16 protein-coding genes and 1 pseudogene are annotated in these 17,624 nt (G+C 69.7%); 6 read left to right on the forward strand and 11 right to left on the reverse strand.

Translation table 11 applies throughout. From position 1 onward, the window contains the following. Positions 1 to 8: 8 nt before the first annotated feature. Together VGL30_RS09850 and VGL30_RS09855 are read left to right on the forward strand one after the other, a co-directional pair. The gene (locus VGL30_RS09850) at positions 9 to 1,256 is read left to right on the forward strand and encodes a S1C family serine protease (protein WP_331539388.1); all 1,248 of its coding nucleotides are present in this window, start codon (positions 9 to 11) and stop codon (positions 1,254 to 1,256) included. 28 nt (positions 1,257 to 1,284) lie between these two features. Continuing rightward, entirely contained in the window at positions 1,285 to 1,608 is a 324-nt protein-coding gene (locus VGL30_RS09855; protein ID WP_331539390.1) for a hypothetical protein, read from the forward strand. On the opposite strand, the gene VGL30_RS09860 is transcribed toward VGL30_RS09855, so the two are convergent. The 9 genes from VGL30_RS09860 to VGL30_RS09900 all read right to left on the reverse strand — a co-directional run bounded on the left by VGL30_RS09860 (position 1,605) and on the right by VGL30_RS09900 (position 10,594). After that, the gene (locus VGL30_RS09860; RefSeq protein WP_331539392.1) at positions 1,605 to 2,405 is read right to left on the reverse strand and encodes an ABC transporter ATP-binding protein; all 801 of its coding nucleotides are present in this window, start codon (positions 2,403 to 2,405) and stop codon (positions 1,605 to 1,607) included. The two genes, VGL30_RS09855 and VGL30_RS09860, sit on opposite strands and share 4 nt — an antisense overlap. 11 nt (positions 2,406 to 2,416) lie before the next feature. Further along, the gene (gene ntrB / locus VGL30_RS09865) at positions 2,417 to 3,313 is read right to left on the reverse strand and encodes a nitrate ABC transporter permease (protein WP_331539394.1); all 897 of its coding nucleotides are present in this window, start codon (positions 3,311 to 3,313) and stop codon (positions 2,417 to 2,419) included. 23 nt (positions 3,314 to 3,336) lie between these two features. Then, complete coding sequence (locus VGL30_RS09870) at positions 3,337 to 4,638, reverse strand: CmpA/NrtA family ABC transporter substrate-binding protein (protein ID WP_414694972.1); 1,302 nt, start codon at positions 4,636 to 4,638, stop codon at positions 3,337 to 3,339. Between the two features lie 25 nt (positions 4,639 to 4,663). Beyond that, positions 4,664 to 5,983, reverse strand: coding sequence for an alginate export family protein (locus VGL30_RS09875; protein WP_331539398.1), 1,320 nt, complete (start codon positions 5,981 to 5,983; stop codon positions 4,664 to 4,666). Between the two features lie 409 nt (positions 5,984 to 6,392). Then, complete coding sequence (locus VGL30_RS09880; RefSeq protein WP_331539400.1) at positions 6,393 to 7,634, reverse strand: CmpA/NrtA family ABC transporter substrate-binding protein; 1,242 nt, start codon at positions 7,632 to 7,634, stop codon at positions 6,393 to 6,395. Further along, the gene (locus VGL30_RS09885; RefSeq protein ID WP_331539402.1) at positions 7,631 to 8,215 is read right to left on the reverse strand and encodes an ANTAR domain-containing response regulator; all 585 of its coding nucleotides are present in this window, start codon (positions 8,213 to 8,215) and stop codon (positions 7,631 to 7,633) included. Before VGL30_RS09885 ends, VGL30_RS09880 begins: the two co-directional genes overlap by 4 nt. Before the next feature lie 144 nt (positions 8,216 to 8,359). Then, a complete protein-coding gene (locus VGL30_RS09890) occupies positions 8,360 to 9,049 on the reverse strand; it encodes a TPM domain-containing protein (RefSeq protein ID WP_331539404.1) in 690 nt (229 codons plus the stop codon). 4 nt (positions 9,050 to 9,053) lie between these two features. Continuing rightward, complete coding sequence (locus VGL30_RS09895; RefSeq protein WP_331539406.1) at positions 9,054 to 9,704, reverse strand: TPM domain-containing protein; 651 nt, start codon at positions 9,702 to 9,704, stop codon at positions 9,054 to 9,056. Between the two features lie 245 nt (positions 9,705 to 9,949). Then, positions 9,950 to 10,594: a LemA family protein gene (locus VGL30_RS09900; protein ID WP_331539408.1), complete on the reverse strand. Its 645-nt coding sequence runs from the start codon at positions 10,592 to 10,594 to the stop codon at positions 9,950 to 9,952. Positions 10,595 to 10,699: 105 nt separating this feature from the next. Between VGL30_RS09900 and VGL30_RS09905 the strand changes: the two genes are divergently transcribed. From VGL30_RS09905 to VGL30_RS18815, 3 genes and pseudogenes are all read left to right on the forward strand, one after another. Continuing rightward, entirely contained in the window at positions 10,700 to 11,482 is a 783-nt protein-coding gene (locus VGL30_RS09905) for a class I SAM-dependent methyltransferase (protein WP_331539410.1), read from the forward strand. Between the two features lie 78 nt (positions 11,483 to 11,560). After that, positions 11,561 to 13,144, forward strand: a complete 1,584-nt coding sequence (locus VGL30_RS09910; protein WP_331539412.1) for an AMP-binding protein — start codon at positions 11,561 to 11,563, stop codon at positions 13,142 to 13,144. A 515-nt stretch (positions 13,145 to 13,659) separates the two neighbouring features. Next, positions 13,660 to 13,875 (forward strand): annotated as a pseudogene (locus VGL30_RS18815) (HWE histidine kinase domain-containing protein); the annotation flags it as partial. A gap of 419 nt (positions 13,876 to 14,294) precedes the next feature. Here the strand turns inward: VGL30_RS18815 and VGL30_RS09920 are convergent. Continuing rightward, complete coding sequence (locus VGL30_RS09920; protein ID WP_331539416.1) at positions 14,295 to 15,131, reverse strand: SDR family oxidoreductase; 837 nt, start codon at positions 15,129 to 15,131, stop codon at positions 14,295 to 14,297. A gap of 152 nt (positions 15,132 to 15,283) precedes the next feature. On the opposite strand from VGL30_RS09920, the gene VGL30_RS09925 reads away from it, so the two are divergent. Next, positions 15,284 to 16,450, forward strand: coding sequence for a DegT/DnrJ/EryC1/StrS aminotransferase family protein (locus VGL30_RS09925; protein WP_331539418.1), 1,167 nt, complete (start codon positions 15,284 to 15,286; stop codon positions 16,448 to 16,450). 31 nt (positions 16,451 to 16,481) lie between these two features. Here VGL30_RS09925 and VGL30_RS09930 read toward each other — a convergent pair whose 3' ends face one another. Next, the gene (locus VGL30_RS09930) at positions 16,482 to 17,621 is read right to left on the reverse strand and encodes a thiolase C-terminal domain-containing protein (protein WP_331539420.1); all 1,140 of its coding nucleotides are present in this window, start codon (positions 17,619 to 17,621) and stop codon (positions 16,482 to 16,484) included. Positions 17,622 to 17,624 lie beyond the last annotated feature (3 nt).

Genomic DNA, 17,624 nt, shown 5'->3' on the forward strand with positions numbered 1-17,624 from the left:
GGTTTGGAATGCGTGCGTTTCTGGCGGCCGCCGCGGTCGCGATCTGGACTGTGGCCGGCGCCGCCGAGGCCGGCATGTCCAAGCCGGTTCTGCCACCGCCTGTGGAATCCTCGCATCTGCCGCCTGGCGCTACACCCCGGCCAGTGACGCTCGCGCGGGCGGTCATCTCCATGAAGGATGGGGAACTCTGGAGACATGTCGGCGGAGTCCCTTGCTTTGACGCCGTCGAATTGAGATGGAGCGCCGACAAGAGCGAATTGGATGTAGATCGGTTTAAGCCAGTCTTCAACGAAGAACTCGCCAAAGTCGGATATATAAAACTGAATGCATCAAGTCTTTTCGAAGAAACATCTCCGACTGAAGAATACCAAGTTGGCCTCCGCATAACAAATATAAAATCGTATGCATGCGCTAATATTATGGATAAAATCAATGAAACGATGCTGATCGACGCAGAGTGGCAGATCTACGATCCAGTGAAGCGTGAAGTCATGGCGCGAGTGCAAACGAGCGGCGGTGCGAAGCTTTCACTCACTCGGCTTAGCGACGTTCAGTTCCTCCTGCTCGCTGCGGTACGCGAGAACACTCGTGCACTCCTCGCCGACACTTCGTTCCGGCAGGTCATTCTCTCTGCAGCCGACTCGCCGTCCGCTCCCAGCATATCGGGCCCCATCACGCTTGCCGGTGCAAAGGCCGCAACGCCGCGCCCCATTTCCGACGTCGCCGGTTCGGTTGTCGCCCTTTTCACCGGCGCCGCCATGGGCAGTGGCTTCCTGGTCTCGAAGGACGGATTCCTGATCACCAACCACCACGTGGTCGGCAGCGCCAAGACCGTGCGCGTCCGCTGGTCCGACGGCTTCGAGACCACCGGCGAGGTGATCCGCGCCGACCGGCGCCGCGACGTCGCCCTGGTGAAGACCGACCCACACGGCCGCCCGCCCCTGGCGCTGCAGCGGGGCGCGCCAACGGTGGGCGACAGGGTGTTCGCCGTCGGCACGCCGCTGAAGGAATCGCTACAGAACACCGTCACCCAGGGGATCGTCTCCGCCAACCGGATGATCAACGGCTTCGCGTTCATTCAGAGCGACGTGGTGGTGGATCATGGCAACAGCGGCGGCCCGTTGCTGGACGAGAGGGGCCGGGTCATCGGGATCACCGAGATGACGCTGAGCGACGACGACACGCAGCGCGGCCTCAACGCCTTCATCCCCATCGGCGACGCCCTCGATTTCCTGGCGTTGAAGACCGGCCCCTGACGCCTTCCGTCGCGCCGCGCGGCGCGGATTGCGGGCAAGTCCGCCGGAGCCGGCCCCCGCCGACGTGCGCGCCCTCTGGTGGGTCGCCGCGGCCCGGGACCCCAGCGCCTACGGCCTGGAATGGGCCTCCGGCCGCCTGGCCGCCCAGGGCGTCAGCGACCTGGTGTTCATCTGGGACCATCCGGCGGTGGGGATCATGGACCCCGGCTCGCTCAGCGCCGTCGGCTGCTTCTTCCTGGCCCGCGCCGGCCATCCCGCCGCGGTGACGCCGTTCTACGTCAGCCCTGCGCGCAACCCCAGCTTCGTTCAGACCGCTCCCCGGGTGAACAACCTTCGTAGCTTCGACAGCTAAGCCGCCTCGCGCACCGAGGCGTGGCGGGCGTAGAGGAACTCGATCACCGCATGGCGCGCCGCCACGTAAGGCGCGGTGGCGTCCACCGCGATGCGGTTGCGCGGCCGGTCCAGCGCCACAGCGGCGATCTCGCCGATGGTCGCGGCCGGCCCGTTGGTCATCATCACGATCCGGTCGGACAACAGCACCGCCTCGTCCACGTCGTGGGTGATCATCAGCACCGTGTTGCCCAGCTGGGCGTGGATCTCCATGACGCTGTCCTGCAGGTTGGCGCGGGTCAGCGCGTCCAGCGCCCCGAAGGGCTCGTCCAGCAGCAGCACCTTGGGCTCCATGGCCAGCGCCCGGGCCAGGCCCACCCGCTGCTTCATGCCGCCGGAAATCTCCGACGGCCGCTTATCCTTGGCGTGGGCCATGTGCACCAGCGCCAGGTTGTGCATCGTCCAGGCATGGCGCTCGGCGCGGCTCTTGCCGTTCCGGAACACCTTGTCCACCGCCAGCCGGACGTTCTCGTAGACGTTCAGCCACGGCAGCAGGGAGTGGTTCTGGAACACCACCGCCCGGTCCGGGCCGGGGCTGTCCACCGCCATGCCATCCAGGATCACCGCCCCGGTGGTAACCGGCAGCAGCCCCGCCACCACGTTCAGCAGCGTGGACTTGCCGCAGCCGGAGTGGCCGATGATCGAGACGAACTCGCCACGGTCGACCTGCAGGTTCACGTCGCGCAGCACCTCGGAGCTCTTCGCGCCCGACTGGAAGGTGATCCCCAGATGCTCGATCGAAAGATAGGCTTTGGGCATGGCGCGTCCTCTCAGTTCGCTGTGGAGCCGCGGGTGACGATGTGGCCGAGCAGAGCGATCAGCCGGTCGAGGGCGTAGCCGACCAGGCCGACCCAGACGAGGGCCACGATGATGTCGGAGATGCGGGACGAATTGTACTGGTCCCAGATGAAGAAGCCGACGCCGACGCCGCCCAGCAGCATCTCGGAGGCGATGATGGCCAGCCAGCTCATGCCGACCCCGATGCGCAGGCCGGTGAAGATGTAGGGCGTGGCCGCCGGCAGCAGGATGGTGAAGAAATACTCCGGCGGCGAGAGCCGCAGCACCCGGCCGACGTTGCGGTAGTCCTGCGGGATGTTGCGCACGCCCACGGCGGTGTTGATCACCACCGGCCAGATGGCGGTGATGAAGATCACGAACAGGGCCGAAGGGTTGGCCTCCCGCAGCGCCGCCAGCGAGATCGGCAGCCAGGCGAGCGGCGGCACGGTGCGCAGCACCTGGAAGATCGGGTCGAGGCCCCGGTGCGCCAGCCTGCTGGAGCCCACCAGCACCCCCAGGGCGACGCCTGCGACGGCGGCCAGGCCGAAGCCCACCGCCACCCGCTTCAGGCTGGTCAGCGCATGCCAGAACAGGCCCTTGTCCACGCCGCCGTGATCGAAGAACGGGTTGAGGATCAGGTCCTTCGAGTCCAGCCACACCCGGCTGGGCGCCGGCAGGCCGGAGGAGGCCGAACCCGCCAGCACCTCCCAGACCACCAGGACGACGAGCAGGGTGACGGCCGGCGGCGCCACGACGCCCGCCAGCGCCTTCAGACGCTCGCCCAGGCGCGGCGAGGCGGCGCGGCGCGGCGCCGGCTCCAGCTCGGCGGCCGACGCGGCGGAGCGGGCCGGGGCCGGGGCCGGCGTGATCGACAGGGCTGGCAGGCTCATGGGTACGCTCCTTCGGATCGCCGTCAGACGAGCTTCTTGATCGGTTGGCTGGCGAGGTAGGCGGCAGGGTTCGAAGGGTCGAAGACCTTGCCGTCGAAGAACCGCTCGACGCCGCGGTTGTCCGAGGCCGGCGCGGCCACGCCCAGACCCTTGGCCGCCGCGCGCCAGATGTCCGCCCGGTTGACCTTGTTCACCAGCGCCATCTTGTTGGTGGACGCCGGCAGGACGCCCCAGCGGACGTCCTCGGTCAGGAACCATAGCTCGTGCGACTTCCAGGGGAAGGAGGCGTTGTCGGCCCAGAACTTCATGACATGCCCGGAGCCCTTGAGCGTACGGCCGTCGCCATAGTCCACCGTGCCCTGCAGCCGGGGCAGGATGTCGCCCATCGGCACGTTGATGTACTGGCGGCCGGAGACGATCGAGCACATGGCCGGTCGGTTGGCCATCTTGTCGCACCACATCTGGGCTTCCATCACCGCCATGGTGATAGCCTCGGCGGCGCGCGGGTACTTGGCGACCCAGTCGGCGCGCATCCCCAGCGATTTCTCCGGATGGTTCATCCAGAGCTCGGAGGTCAGGCAGGCCGTGTAGCCGATCTTCTGGTTGACGGTCTGGCCGCCCCAGGGCTCGCCGACGCAGAAGGCGTCCTGGGTTCCGGCCTTGAGGTTCGCCACCATCTGCGCCGGCGGGATGACGATGGTGGCGACGTCGGTCTCGGGATTGATGCCGCCCGCAGCAAGCCAGTAGCGGACCCACAGGTCGTGCGTCCCTCCCCGGAAGGTCATCGCCACCTTGGCGATATCCCCGGCGGCCTTCAGCTGGGCGAACTTGGCCTTCGCGCCATCGGAGTTCAGCCCCACCTTCACGACCTTCAGGTCGTTGCCGACCGAGATCGCCTGGCCGTTCAGGTTCAGGCGGGCCAGGATGTTCATCGGCAGCGGCTTGCCGCCGGTCGCCTGCCCGGTCGTGAACAGGTAGGGCATCGGGGTCAGGATGTGCGAGCCGTCGATGCCGCCCCCGGCCGAGCCCAGCACCATGTTGTCGCGCACCGCGCCCCAGGAGGCCTGCTTCAGCACCTCCACGTCGGGCATGCCGTACTTGGTGAACAGGCCCCGCTCCTTGGCGATGATCAGCGGCGAGGAGTCGGTGAGCGCGATGAAGCCCAGGCGCGCCTTGCTCACCTCCGGGCCCGGCCCGGCGGCGAAGGCGCCGCTGGGCAGCAGAGCCTTGGCGGCGGCGATGGTCGCCGCCGCGGCCGTGAGGGCGCCGCGGCGCGTGAGACCCTTCTGGTCGATGGCGATGGTCTTGACTTTGGTCATGATGATTTCGTCCGCAAACGGAGTGTTTCGGTCAGAGCTTGTATTCGAGGGTGAACCAGATCTTGGTCCGCGACGGCGGCGGGGTCGCCGTGCCGAGCGGCACGCCCTTCACCCGCTTGAAGTCGGCGTACTTCAGCGCCGCGGTGAGCTTGGGATTGATCGCCGCCTGCAGCTGGGCGTCCCACTCGTGGGCGAGGTTCGCGCCGGTCCGCTGGTCGTTGAAGTCGTGGTAGCGGACGATAATGTCGCTGTTGAAGAAATAGGTCGCCTTGAACCGCGGCTTGATGTTCACGCTGAAGTTCAGGTCCTTCAGCCCGTCCACGAAGCCCTTGTTGCCGCCCAGCGGCTGCACCCAGGCGTCCGCCCAGCCCTGGAAGGCGTGGGTGGTGGCCAAGGGCGTGGTGAAGCCCCGGGTCCCGTTGCCCTCCAGCGACTCGTAGGAGACCTTGGCCGTGTAGATGTCGAAGGTCCCGGCGAGGTCCGCACCCCAGTAGTCGAGGCTGTAGTTCGGCGTGTTGTGGCGATAGTCCCGCTGGTTGGCGTAGGTGGCGTTGTAGGCCAGCTGGAACAGGCCGACCCAGGTCTTGCCCGAGGCCTTCACCCCCTTGGTGACCGACGAGTTTGCCACCGAGTTGCCGAAGTCCAGCGCATAGACGAAGCCCTGCAGCTTCAAGGGCTCGGACAGCGACCAGGTGGCGTTGAACAGGTGGCTGTCGGAGTCCCAGTCGCGCAGCTCGGCCAGCACCCGATTGACGTGGGTCACATAGGCGTAGGTGGCCTTGAACTTGCCGTAGGCCGCATCGATGCGTCCGGCGTCGAAGGTCTGCTCGTCCTGGCGCCAGCCGACGTTGCCCACGAACCGCTGGTCGTCGATCAGGATCCGCTGGCGGCCCAGCGTGCCCTGCAGCGCCGCACTGGGCGTCCAGGTGAGCTGCAGGCGGTTGAGCTCGGTCACGTCCGGGTCGTTGATGACCGGGAACTTTGCCTTGTCGGCCCCGTTCAGCGGCGGCGTCGCAGCCCCCGGCACGTTAACGGCGTAGTGCTCCGCGCCGACCTGGCGGACGTCCTCGAACTCGACGAGTCCCCTGAACCCGCGCCAGTCGGCTGTTTCCCAGCCCAGGCGGGTGCGCACGGTGAACGCTTCGCCGCGCCGGGTGAGCGTGGCCGTGCGGGTCTGGTCGACGTCCTCGTAGCGCGCGCGGACCTCAAGCAGCAACTTGCCGCCGGTGATGGCGTCGCTGATCGTGGGCGGGGCCGGCGGCGGTCCCTGCGCTGCGGCCAGCGCCGGCGCGGGCGCTTCCGCAGGCGGCGCGCTGATGGGCGGGCCGTCCCCAAGTCCATCCTCCGCCACGGCGGGCCCCGCGGCGGGCGGCGCCTCCGTGGGCGGCGCCTGAGCCGCCGCGGCTGTTCCCCAGGCCAAGACGGCAAGCACCGTCGCGCGCAAAAGCGCGTGTTTCGAAAGCCTCATGGCTATCCCCCAAGCCAAAACAAAAAAACGCCCGGCGGGCGTGAGCCCACTCGGACGTCGGTGTCCATCTGTGACCCGGCGTTCGTTCGCCGGCGGCCCTCTCAGGCCTTGCGAAGCGTCATTGCCTCGCGGTGTCGGACCTCAACGGGCCACCGCCGCGCTCAGGCTGCAATGCGAACCATCGGTGCGGCACGCTTGGCGACCACTTTTCAATCGCCTGCTTTTCGGCTGGGCGCCCACTTCCGGTGCATCGCACAAAAAACGGGCGAGACCCCGGCCTCAGATCGCCGGTTCAGCGCCGCGTCCGCCCGATTTCGAAGCCCGCGGCATATTTCTGGGGCTGGCCCGCATCGAACTTCCGCCCGTCGAAGAACAGGTCCGGCGCCATGGCGATCGGGGCCGTGGCCTCGTCCAGCATCCACGGGCCGCTGTGCAGGCCCTCCACCTTTTCGTCGACGACAGGGGCCGGCGCGCCCAGGTCGGCGGCGGCCTCGCGGTAGAGGTCGGGACGGTAGGCCGCCTCCGCCGCCGCAGCGATGTCCACCTCCGGCCCGATCTGGCCCCAGCGCAGCATCTGGGTGAGGAACCAGACCGCGTGGCTGCGCCAGGGAAAGCTCGCCGCGTAGCGGTGGTAGATGATGTAGTCCAGGCTGTCGGGGCCGGGCTCCCCGGGCGCATAGGGCGGCGAGCCCACCAGCGAGCGGGCCACCACCTCTTCCGGGGCGTCCACGTAGCGTTCGTGCGCCAGGATCGTGGCCAGCTCCGCGCGGTTGCCCGGCTCATCCGCCCAGGCGGCGGCCTGGATCAGCGCCCGCAGCATCGCGCGCAGGGCGTCGGGGTTGCGCTCCGCCCAGGCCTCGGTGACGCCGAACACCTTGTCGGGCCCCACCCGCCAGAACTCGGCGGCGTAGATCATGATTTCGCCGTGGCCGTCCTGCACCGCCTGGGCGTTCCAGGGCGCGCTCACGCAGAAGCCATCGATGTCGCCCGCCGCCAGCCGGGCGTTCATCCGCGCCGGCGGCACGGCGGTGATGCGGACGTCGCGGTCGGGGTCGATCCCCGCCGCCGCCATCCAGTAGCGGAGCTCGTAATTGTGCACGGAGAAGGGAAACACCACCGCGAAGGTCAGCGGTGGCGCGGCGGCCTGGCGACGGGCGGCGACAACCCTGGCCAGGGGATCGGCGGTGCGCGGCCGGGCGGCCATGCCCTCGGGGTCGGCGGCGCGCATGGCGTCGGCCAGGGCCTTGGAGACCGTGATCGCGCTGCCGTTCAGGTTCAGCGACATGGGCGTGATCATCGGCGTCCGTTCGCCGCTGAGGCCCAGGTTCACCGCGATCGGCAGCGGGCCCAGCATGTGCGCCCCGTCCAGCGCCCCCATCGCCACCTTGTCGCGGATGTTGGCCCAGGACGCCTCGCGGCTCAGCTCCACGCGAAGGCCCTCGGCCTCGAAGAAGCCCTTCTCCCTGGCCGCCACCAGCGGGGCGCAGTCGTTGAGGGCGATGAAGCCCAGGCGGAAGTCCCGAAGACCGCTCATTTCGGCGTTCCCTTGAGCACGCCGGCGTAGGTCAGCAGGTCGTTGGCCACCGCCCCGATCGAACGGCCCGCGTCCATCGCCAGTTTGCGCAGCACGGCGTAGGCCTGGTCCTCGTCGATCCCGCGCTCCTTCATCAACAATCCCTTGGCCCGCTCGATCGCCTTGCGCGACGCGAGGTCCGCCTTGGCCTTCGCCAGCTCGGACCTCAGTTTCTGCATCAGATCGAAGCGGCTCATGGCCACCTCCAGCACCGGCCGCACGCGGCCGGCGGAGAGGCCGTCCACCACATAGGCCGCGACCCCCGCCTCCACCGCCGCCTCCGCCAGCCCTGGGGAGGAGCGGTCCACGAACATCACCACCGGCCTGGGATTGGCCTCGGTGGCGTCGCGCAGGCTTTCCAGCACGTCGCGGTCGGGACTGTCGCAGGCAATGACGATCACGTCCGGCGCGAAGCTCGCCAGGTCGGACTCGATCTCTTCGAAGGTGGCGACGCGGCGCACGTCCTGCGGCCGGACATCGCCCAGTCCCTCGGCGACGAGGGCGGCGCGGGCCTCGTCCGGATCGATAATCAGCACTCTCATTGCGCGTCTGCGCCTTGTCCTCTTGCCCCGGGGGCATGGCCACGACGGCGTCTGCAGGCAATATTGAAGCTCCCCCGCCGACAAAATGAGCGCGGAACGCCTAAGGATCGGGCGTATTTCCCGGGCCGGCGCCCCAACCCGAAGTTAACCCCGCGGCAGCTCCACGAGGCTGTCGGGCAGTTCGTCGGGGTTGTCCGCCCGGAGCGGGAAGTGCTCCGCCAGCACGTCGCCGCACAGGCCGACCGCCGCGGCGAACCCGGCCGCGGGCTCGCCCCGCTTCAGCCCCTCCACCAGCGCCGCCATGGCCCGGGTCCAAACCTCGGGGCCGACGGCGGAGGCGATCCCCTCGTCGGCGACGATCTCGGCCATGCGCTCGTCCACGGCCACGAAGATCAGCACGCCGGTCCGCTCCCGGGTGGCGCGCAAGTTGCGGCTCAGGAACTGCTCCTGCGCCTTCTCCCGCACGCGATGCCGCTTCAGCGCCTTCGGCGTCAGGGCCCGGCGCACCGGCGGCAAGGCGACCACCAGGGCGGTGACCAGGAACAGCGCCGCCTGCAGCAGGATCGCCCCGGTCAGCGCCGCCCGCGCCGCACGGCTCGCCACGTCGCCCACCTGCGCCGCCGTCCAGCCGCCCGTCAGGTCCGGCGCGCTGATCTGCACCCCGCCCGCCAGCAGCAGCGCCGGCGCCAGCAGCGCCACCCCCGCCGCCCAGGCCAGCACCACCTCGCGATAGTCGGAGGCGGCCTGGGCCACCACGCAGTAGATCTCACCCCGCGTGCGCGCCTCGGCCTCGCGCACCGCGGCCTCGATGGCTTCGCGATCCTTCGGGCTCATCATCTCACCAGCTCCCCGAGGCGCCGCCGCCGCCGCCGGACCCCCCGCCGCCGGAGAACCCGCCACCACCGCCGAAGCCGCCGCCGCCGCCGCGTCCCGAAAGGATCAGCGGCAGCAGCCACCAGGCCCCGCCGCCACGGCGCCCGCGCATCAGGCTCGCCAGCACCCAGAACACCAGCAGGAACACCACAAGCCCGGAGATGTGCGGCCCGGCGTCCCTGGCGGCCTTCGGCGCCGCCGCCTGGGCGACCTTCGCCTTGGCCTGGTCGTCCGGCAGGGCGAGTTGCTCGATGACCGCCTCGGTCCCGGAGACGATCCCCGCCTCCACCTTGCCTGCGCGGAACTGCGGCAGCACCCGCTCCTGCAGGATCACGCTGGACAGCGCGTCGGTCAGCACTGGCTCCAGGCCGTAGCCCACCTCGATGCGCACCTTCCGCGAACCGGGCGCGACAATCAGGATCGCCCCGTCGTTCACGCCCTTGCGCCCGATCCCCCAGGTCCGCAGCAACTGGTAGCCGTAGTCCTCGATCGCATAGCCCTGCAGGTCGGGGATGGTGGCCACCGCCACCTGCCGCCCGGTCCGGGCCTCCAGGTCCGCCAGCTCGGCCGTCAGCTTCGCCTGCGCCGGCTGCGACAGCACGTGGGCGTCGTCCACTACCCGTCCGGTCAGCGGCGGGAAGCTGGGCGCGGCGTGGGCGAGAGAGGCGAGGAAGAGGAAAAGAAGCGCAATGAACAGCCTTCCCCCTCGATGGGGGAGGGTTGGGTGGGGGTGTGGCCGCCCGCGTGGAAGGAAGAGCGACGGTCGGCGCCAACTCGCGCTTTTTCTCGAGTCCCGTGCGAGCACCCCCAACCCTGTCCTTCCCCCATCGAGGGGGAAGGACTCTGGCGCCACGGCTACAATCACTTCGTCGCCGGAACCGGCGCCATCGAGACGGACGGGGCGGCGGGCGCGGTGTTGAAATTGACGCTGGGCGCCGTCTGCGCCTGGGAGGTGGCGGTGAAGGTCACCATCGGCTTGGCCCAGCGGTGCACCATCCCGGCCCACAGCGCGCCGGGGAAGGTGCGGATCTCGGTGTTGTAGTCGCGTACCGCCTCATTGTAGTCGCGCCGGGCGATGCTGATCCGGTTCTCCGTCCCTTCGAGCTGGCTCTGCAGGGCCAGGAAGTTCTGGTTCGACTTCAAGTCTGGATAACGTTCCGAGATCACCATCAGCCGGCCCAGCACCCCGGAGAGGTTGTCCTGCGCCGCCTGGTACTTCTGGAACGCCGCCGGGTCGGTGAGCGTCGAGGCGTCCACCTTGGTCTGGGTGGCCGAGGCCCGCGCCTGGGTCACCGCCACCAGCACGTCGCGCTCCTGGGCCGCATAGCCCTTCACCGTCTCCACCAGGTTGGGGATCAGATCGGCCCGGCGCTGGTACTGGTTCTGCACCTCGGCCCACTGCGCCTTGGCCCGTTCCTCCTTGGTGGGAATGGTGTTGATCCCGCAGCCGGAGAGGATCAGCGGAGCCAGCACGATCAGGGCCAGGCGGGTCAGGTTGAGCTTCACAGGGGGCCTCCGCAGGCGGTCAGCGTTCACGGTCTTTTGTGGGCCCGCCACATCGTCGGCGCAATGGAGGCCATGTAAGACGACAATCCTCCCCACACCCTTGCGTTGCGTACCCCTGTGCCAGAGTCGCGTCCTTACTATTCCGAGCGGGGCCTGAGCGCCCGCTACTATGACCTCGTCACCAGCCTGGACGCCACGCTGGAGGGCGACGTCGAGCTCTACGCCGGCCTCGCGCCGCCGGGCGGGACGTTCCTGGAGCTCGGCTGCGGCACCGGCCGGCTGGCCGTGGCGCTGGCCCGCCGCGGCTTCCAGGTGGAAGGCGTCGACCTCGCCCCGGCCATGCTGGAGCAGGCCCAGGCCAAGCGCGCCGCGCTGGCCCCCGGAATTGCCGGCCGCATCTCGCTGCGCCAGGGCGACATGGCGGCGCTCAACCTCGACCGGCGCTTCGACGCGGTGGTCTGCGCGTTCTTCGGCCTGGCCCACCTGCCGGCCGGCGCCGCCTGGCGCAACGTCTTCCGGGTGATCGCCCGCCACCTGAAGCCCGCCGGACGCTGCGCCGTCCACCTGCCCCTGGCGGAGCTGATGGCCCGGCCGGGACCCGCCGACGCCAGCCTGCCGGTCATGCGCACCCCCACGGGGGAGGCCGGGCGCACCCTGCAGCTCTTCGTGCGCGAGCGCAGCTTCCGTCCCGCCATCGGCCGCATGGACCAGGTGCTGGACTATGTGGTGACCAACGCCGCCGGCGCGGTGGAGACGCGCAGCTTCGAGCGGCAGACCTTCTACGCCGCCGACCCGGTCCCCTTCGCCGCCGAGGCGGGGCTGGTCCCGGACCGCGCGCCGATCCGCCTGGGCGACGTCGGCGACGTCTTCGTCTTCCGTCCGGCGTAGGCGGCCGGCTTCGCCGCTGGGCGTTGTCGCGGGCGCGTTCGCCTGCCATCGTCCGCCACAGCTTGCCGGGAGGGCGCCTTGACCGAAGACCTGAGCCGCTTCCTGCCCGAGGCCCAGGCCGCCGGGGCGAGCGGCATGACCCAGGCCGTCTGGGCCCGCGTCCAGCCGGACGCCGTGCAGATCTACGACCCGAACGGCGGCGTCCGCACCTGGGGCCAAGTCAACGCCGCCGCCAACCGCATCGTCCGCCTGCTGCGCGCCCGTGGCCTGCAGCCCGGCGACGCGGTGGCCCTGGTCTGCGGCAACCGGGCGGAGTACGTCGAGGTCCTGGCCGCGACCCTGCGCGGCGGCTTCCGCATCACCCCGGTCAACTGGCGCCTGACCGCCGCCGAGCTGGCCTACATCATCGACAACTGCGAGGCCAAGGCCCTCTTCGCCGAGACCGCCGTGCCGGCCGTGGCGCCCGCCGCCGCCGGATGTCCGCGCCTGGCGGTTAAGGTGGCCATCGGCGCCCCGGCCCCCGGTTTCCTCGACTACCAGCCGGCGCTGGACGACCTCGACGGCTCGGACATTCCCGACCCGGTCCTCGGCCAGACCATGCTCTACACCTCCGGCACCACCGGCCGGCCCAAGGGCGTCTTGCGGCCGAACGCGGTGCAGCACGCGGTCATCGCTGCGCTGAATCTCGCCCACTACCAACCGGGCCGCTCCGTGCAGCTCGGCGCCGGCCCCGCCTATCACGCCGCCCCGCTGGCCTTCGACGTGCGCGCCTCGATGAACAACGGCGCGCCGCTGGCCTTCCTGAACAGGTGGGACTCCGAGCTGGTGCTGAAGACCATCCATCAGCGCCGGATCAGCCACATGCACCTGGTGCCGATCATGTTCCAGCGCCTGCTGGTCCTGCCAGACGCGGTGAAGGCGAAGTACGACCTCTCCAGCCTGCGCTACGTGGTCCACGGCGCCGCCCCCTGCCCGCCGGAAGTGAAGCGGGCGATGATCGAGTGGCTGGGTCCGATCCTCTACGAGTACTACTCCGCCTCGGAGGGCGGCGCGGCGTTCGTCATCACCAGCGAGGCGTGGCTCAAGAAGCCCGGCAGCGTCGGCAGGCGCCCCCCGCCCCCGCCCCGGGTCCGCATCCTCGACGAGGACGGTCGCGACCTCCCCAACGGCCAGCGCGGCGGCGTCTTCTATGAGCTGCCCCCTCAGGGGATGTGCTACTTCAAGGACCCGGAGAAGACCCGCGCCTCCCGCCGCGACGGCTTCTTCACCACGGGCGACGTGGGCTATTTCGACGAGGACGACTACCTGTTCCTCACCGGCCGCAGCGCCGAGGTGATCATCTCCGGCGGGGTGAACATCTATCCGCAGGAGATCGACAACGAGATCCTCAAGCACCCCGCCGTCGCCGACTGCGCCACCGTCGGGGTGCCCGACGCCGAGTGGGGCGAGGCGGTCAAGGCCGTGGTCGAGCTCAGCGACGGCTATGAGCCGTCACCCGCCCTCGCGGGGGAGATCCTGGCTTTCGTCCGCGGGGGCTTGGCCGGCTTCAAGGTCCCGCGCACCCTCGACTTCGCCCGCGACCTGCCCCGCACCGAGGCCGGCAAGGTGCTCCGCAGCCAGCTCCGCGCACGCTACTGGGAGGGGCGGGACCGCGCGATCTGAACCGCTTCCGTCCGTGGCGCGCAATGCCTCCCCGGACAGCATTTCACCTGCACGAGCGGACGCCCGCCGCGCAGGGCGCGATCGGAGGGAACTCCTCGTCCGCTGGACGCTTTCCCTCGCTCGCAGGATATACGCACCTCGTTTCATCGCTCCCGCACAGGCCGCACATGTCGCACGAACCGGATACCGCGCCGCGCTTCGGAGACGTTGAGCTCCACGAGGCCGAGATCATTCAGCTCGAAACCGCCCAAAGCCGCTACAACGAGGCCGCGGCGACCTTCGCCGGCCGCCGCCCGGCGATGGGCGAGCTCTGGTGCGTAACCTGGCGGCTTTACGATATCGACGGCGTTCCATTGCCGCATAGCGAATGCCCGATGGCCATCACCCTGCGGGAAGGACGGCCGGTGCGTGGCGTGGAAGCGATTGCGGAGCGGCCGGACGGCTCCCGCGTGACCTTCCTGCCCTATCCCACGCCGCTGTTCGACGACACGGGCAGGCTGGTCGGCGCGGTGAACATGCTGGTGGACGTCACCGACCGCAAGGCGGCGGAAGAAGAGCAGCGGCTGCTGACCCACGAAGTGAACCATCGCGCCAACAATCTGCTGTCGGTGGTGCAGTCGATCGTCCGGCTCACCAAGGGCGATGACGTCGAGGCGTACAAGGAGGCCATCGGCGGGCGCATCGAGGCGCTTGCACGGGCGCACAGCCTTCTTGCAAAGATCCGCTGGATGGGGGTGGACCTGCAACCGCTCGTGAGCGAGGAGCTGGCGCCGTATATGGGCGAGGACGCCCGCGCCTGGATCGGCGGGCGCTCCCTCCCTCTCAAGCCCGTCGCCGCTCAATCCCTGGCCATGATCCTCCACGAGCTCGCGACCAACGCCGCCAAGTACGGCGCCCTGTCGACGGACGAAGGCCGGGTCCACATCGATTGGCGGCGGAACAAGCGCGACGAGCTGATCATCCGCTGGCGGGAGGAAGGCGGACCGCCGCCCTCGAAGCCCGCGACCTACGGCGTCGGCTCCACGGTGATCGCCCGGGCTGCGGCTCAGCTAGACGCCCACGTGCAATATGCCCGACTGCCCCCCCCGGGGGGGGGGGGCCGCCGAGAACATCGTCCTGGACCAGGGCTAGGACGCGCGCGCCGGCTCCCTCAGTCCCACGCCGGATGCAGCCCCCGCTCGCGGCACAGGTCCTGCGCCTCGACGGTCTGGCCCGAGAATGCTGCGCCTTCGTCGGACGTCACCAGCCACGACACTACGGCCCCGATCACCGACGGCGGCGCCGCGCCCACCAGTTCCTTGCCGTACTCGCGCACCGACAACTGGTTGCGCTCGGTGCCGACGAACCCCGGCTGGACGTTGAAGGCCCGGACGCCGCGATCCTTGAACTCCGCGTGCAGCACGCCGACGAGCGGATGGCCGGACGCCTTGCCCACCGCATAGCCCAGGCCCCAGCCGCCCTGGCCGGCCGGCGCCGACGGGGCGACGTAGGCCGCCCCGGAGGTAATGGTCACCACCTGTCCGCGGCCTCGCTGCAGCATGCCCGGCAACAGCGCCTTGGTCAGGATGATCGGCGCGATGCAATGGGCTTCGAAGAACTTGCCGTAGGCGTCCACCGGCGTGTCCAGGAACACGTCCATCAAGCCGGGCCCCAGGTAGCGGCCGTTGTGCACCAGAAGGTCGACCTTCCCCCAGCGGTCCAGCAACAGCTGGGCGCAGGCGCCAACCGAGGCCCTGTCCGTCAGGTCCGCGGCCGCCGTCAGCGTCTGGCCGCCCGCGGCCTCGACCAGCGCCGCCGTCTCCTCCAGGCTGCCCGGCAACGGGCGGCTGTCGGTACGGTGGACGCTCAGCGAATTGTCGCGCGTCTCCCCGGGGCGCACCGTCCGGGCGGAGACGGCCACGTCATAGCCCGCCCTGGCCAACTCGATGGCGATCGCCTTGCCGATGCCCCGACTGGCCCCGGTGACCAGCGCCTTCGGTCGCTCCATGACGTCTCTCCCTGCGTTCGACCTTCCACCCATTCGGGCAGGCGGCGCGCCGCCTGCCCGCGGGGTCGCAAGAATCCGACACCAAGCGTGTTTTGCGGCGCAGCACGAGCCCGTGGCATGAAGCCCGCGAATCTAGCCACCGGACGCTCCCCATGTCGATTCCGTTCATCGACCTCCAGGCCCAGCGCAAGCGCCTCGGCCAGCCACTGGAGGACGCCATACTCAAGGTGGTCCGCTCAGGCGCCTATGTCATGGGCCCGGAGATCGCCGCCCTGGAAACCGAGCTCACCCGTTTCGGCCAGGCGCCGCACGCGCTGTCCTGCGGCAGCGGCACCGAGGCGCTGGTGCTGCCGCTGATGGCCTGGGGGATCGGTCCGGGCGACGCGGTCTTCTGCCCCTCCTTCACCTTCGCCGCCACCGCCGAGGTCATGCCGCTGGTGGGCGCATCGCCGGTGTTCGTCGACATCCGGCCCGACACCTACACCCTGGATCCCGACGCCCTGGACGCCGCCGTCGCCGCCGTGCGCCGCGAGGGCCGGTTGACGCCCCGGGCGGTCATCGCCGTGGACCTGTTCGGCCAGCCCGCGGATTACCCGGCGCTGGCCGCCGTGGCGCAGGCGCACGGCCTGAAGCTGATCGCCGACTCCGCCCAGGGCTTCGGCTGCACGCTCTCCGGACGCCATCCCATCCACTGGGCGGACGTGACCACCACCTCGTTCTTCCCGGCCAAGCCGCTGGGTTGCTACGGCGACGGCGGCGCGGTGCTGAGCAAGGACGCCGCCTTGCACGAGACCCTGGTCTCCCTGCGCGTCCACGGCCAGGCCACCGCCTCGGACATCGCCGGCCGCACCTTCGAGCATGACCCCAAATACCTGAACCTGCGCATCGGTATGAACAGCCGCATGGACACCCTGCAGGCGGCGGTGCTGCTGCAGAAGCTGACCATCTTCGAGGACGAGATCGCCGCCCGCAACCGGGTGGCCGATCGCTATGAGGAAGGCCTGGGCGACGTGGTCCGTACACCGACGGTGATCGCCGGCGGGACCAGCGTCTGGGCGCAGTACACCATCGAGGTCGCGGAGCGCAACGCGCTGGCGGCGCATCTACGCGAGCAGGACGTGCCCACCGCCGTCTATTACCCGATCCCGATCCACCGCCAGCCGCCCTACGCAGGCTTCCCGCAGGGCCCCGGAGGGCTGCCGGTCACCGAGGCCAAGGCGGCGACGGTCATCAGCCTGCCGATGCACCCCTATCTGCAGGCTGATGACCAGGACCGCGTCGTCACGGCCGTCCGGGGCTTCGTGAAGCGCAACCGCTGAGCCGCCGCCTCTTCCATCGATGCGGAGAGGCTTACCCCTCGTTCGTGAAGATGATCGTGCCGGCGGCGGCGAACATGCCGCCCACCCCATGGCACACCGCGATCTTCGCGCCCGGAACCTGGGCCGGGGCGATCCCGCGCATCTGGCGTATGCTCTCCTGCAAAGCGTACATGCCGTACATGCCGGAGTGCATGTAGGAGAGGCCGCCGCCGTTGGTGTTCATCGGCAGCTTGCCGCCCGGCGCGGTGTTCCGCTCACGGATGAAGTCCTTGGCCTCGCCCCGCTTGCAGAAGCCCAGGTCCTCCAGGCCGTAGAGCGGCAGGTGGGCGAAGGCGTCGTAGATCATCAGATGGTCCACGTCGGCGTGGCCGATGCCGGCCTCGGCGAAGGCCGCCGCGCCCGAGATCCGGAAGGCCCGCGAGGTGGAGAAGTCCTCCATCATGCTGATCATCGGGCCTTCGACGCTCTCGCCGGTTCCCAGCACATAGACCGGCTTCGTCGGGAAGTCCTTGGCCCGCTCGGCGCTGGTCAGGATCAGGGCGCCGCCGCCGTCGGTGACCAGGCAGCACATCAGCCTGCGGAACGGCCAGGCGATCATCGGCGAGTTCAGCACGTCGTCGACGGTGATCGGCTCCTTCTGGCTGGCGCGGGGGTTCTTGGCCGCCCATTCCCGCTGGATCACGGCCACGCGGGCAAGGTCCTCCACCGTGCCCGCGGTCTCCTTCAGGTAGCGAAGCACCGGGATGGTGAACATGGTGGGGGCGGCGGCGACGCCGTAAGGCATCTCGAACTGGCCCGCAAGGCTGGTCGGCGGGATGAACCACCGCCCGACGCCCACCCGCGACTTGCCGGACTCCCCGTGGGTGATCAGCACCGTGTTGCAGTAGCCCGCCTCGATGGCCGCCGCCGCATGGCGCACGTGCAGCATGAACGAGCAGCCGCCGACGCTGGTGCCGTCGACCCAGCGAGGCGTGATTCCCAGGTAGGCGGCGATCGACTGGGGAGTGTCCCCGGCGGTGGCCACGCCGTCGATGTCCGACGGCTTCAGGCCTGCGTCCCGCATGGCGTTGAGCGCAGCGTCGGCGTGCAGCCCGATCACCGACAGCTCCGGGATCAAGCCGAGCTTGGTGGTTTCCGCGGCCCCGACGACCGCGACGGCGTTGCGCTTCATGAC

The sequence above is a fragment of the Phenylobacterium sp. genome (genome assembly GCF_036502675.1).
Classification (GTDB): Bacteria; Pseudomonadota; Alphaproteobacteria; order Caulobacterales; family Caulobacteraceae; genus Phenylobacterium.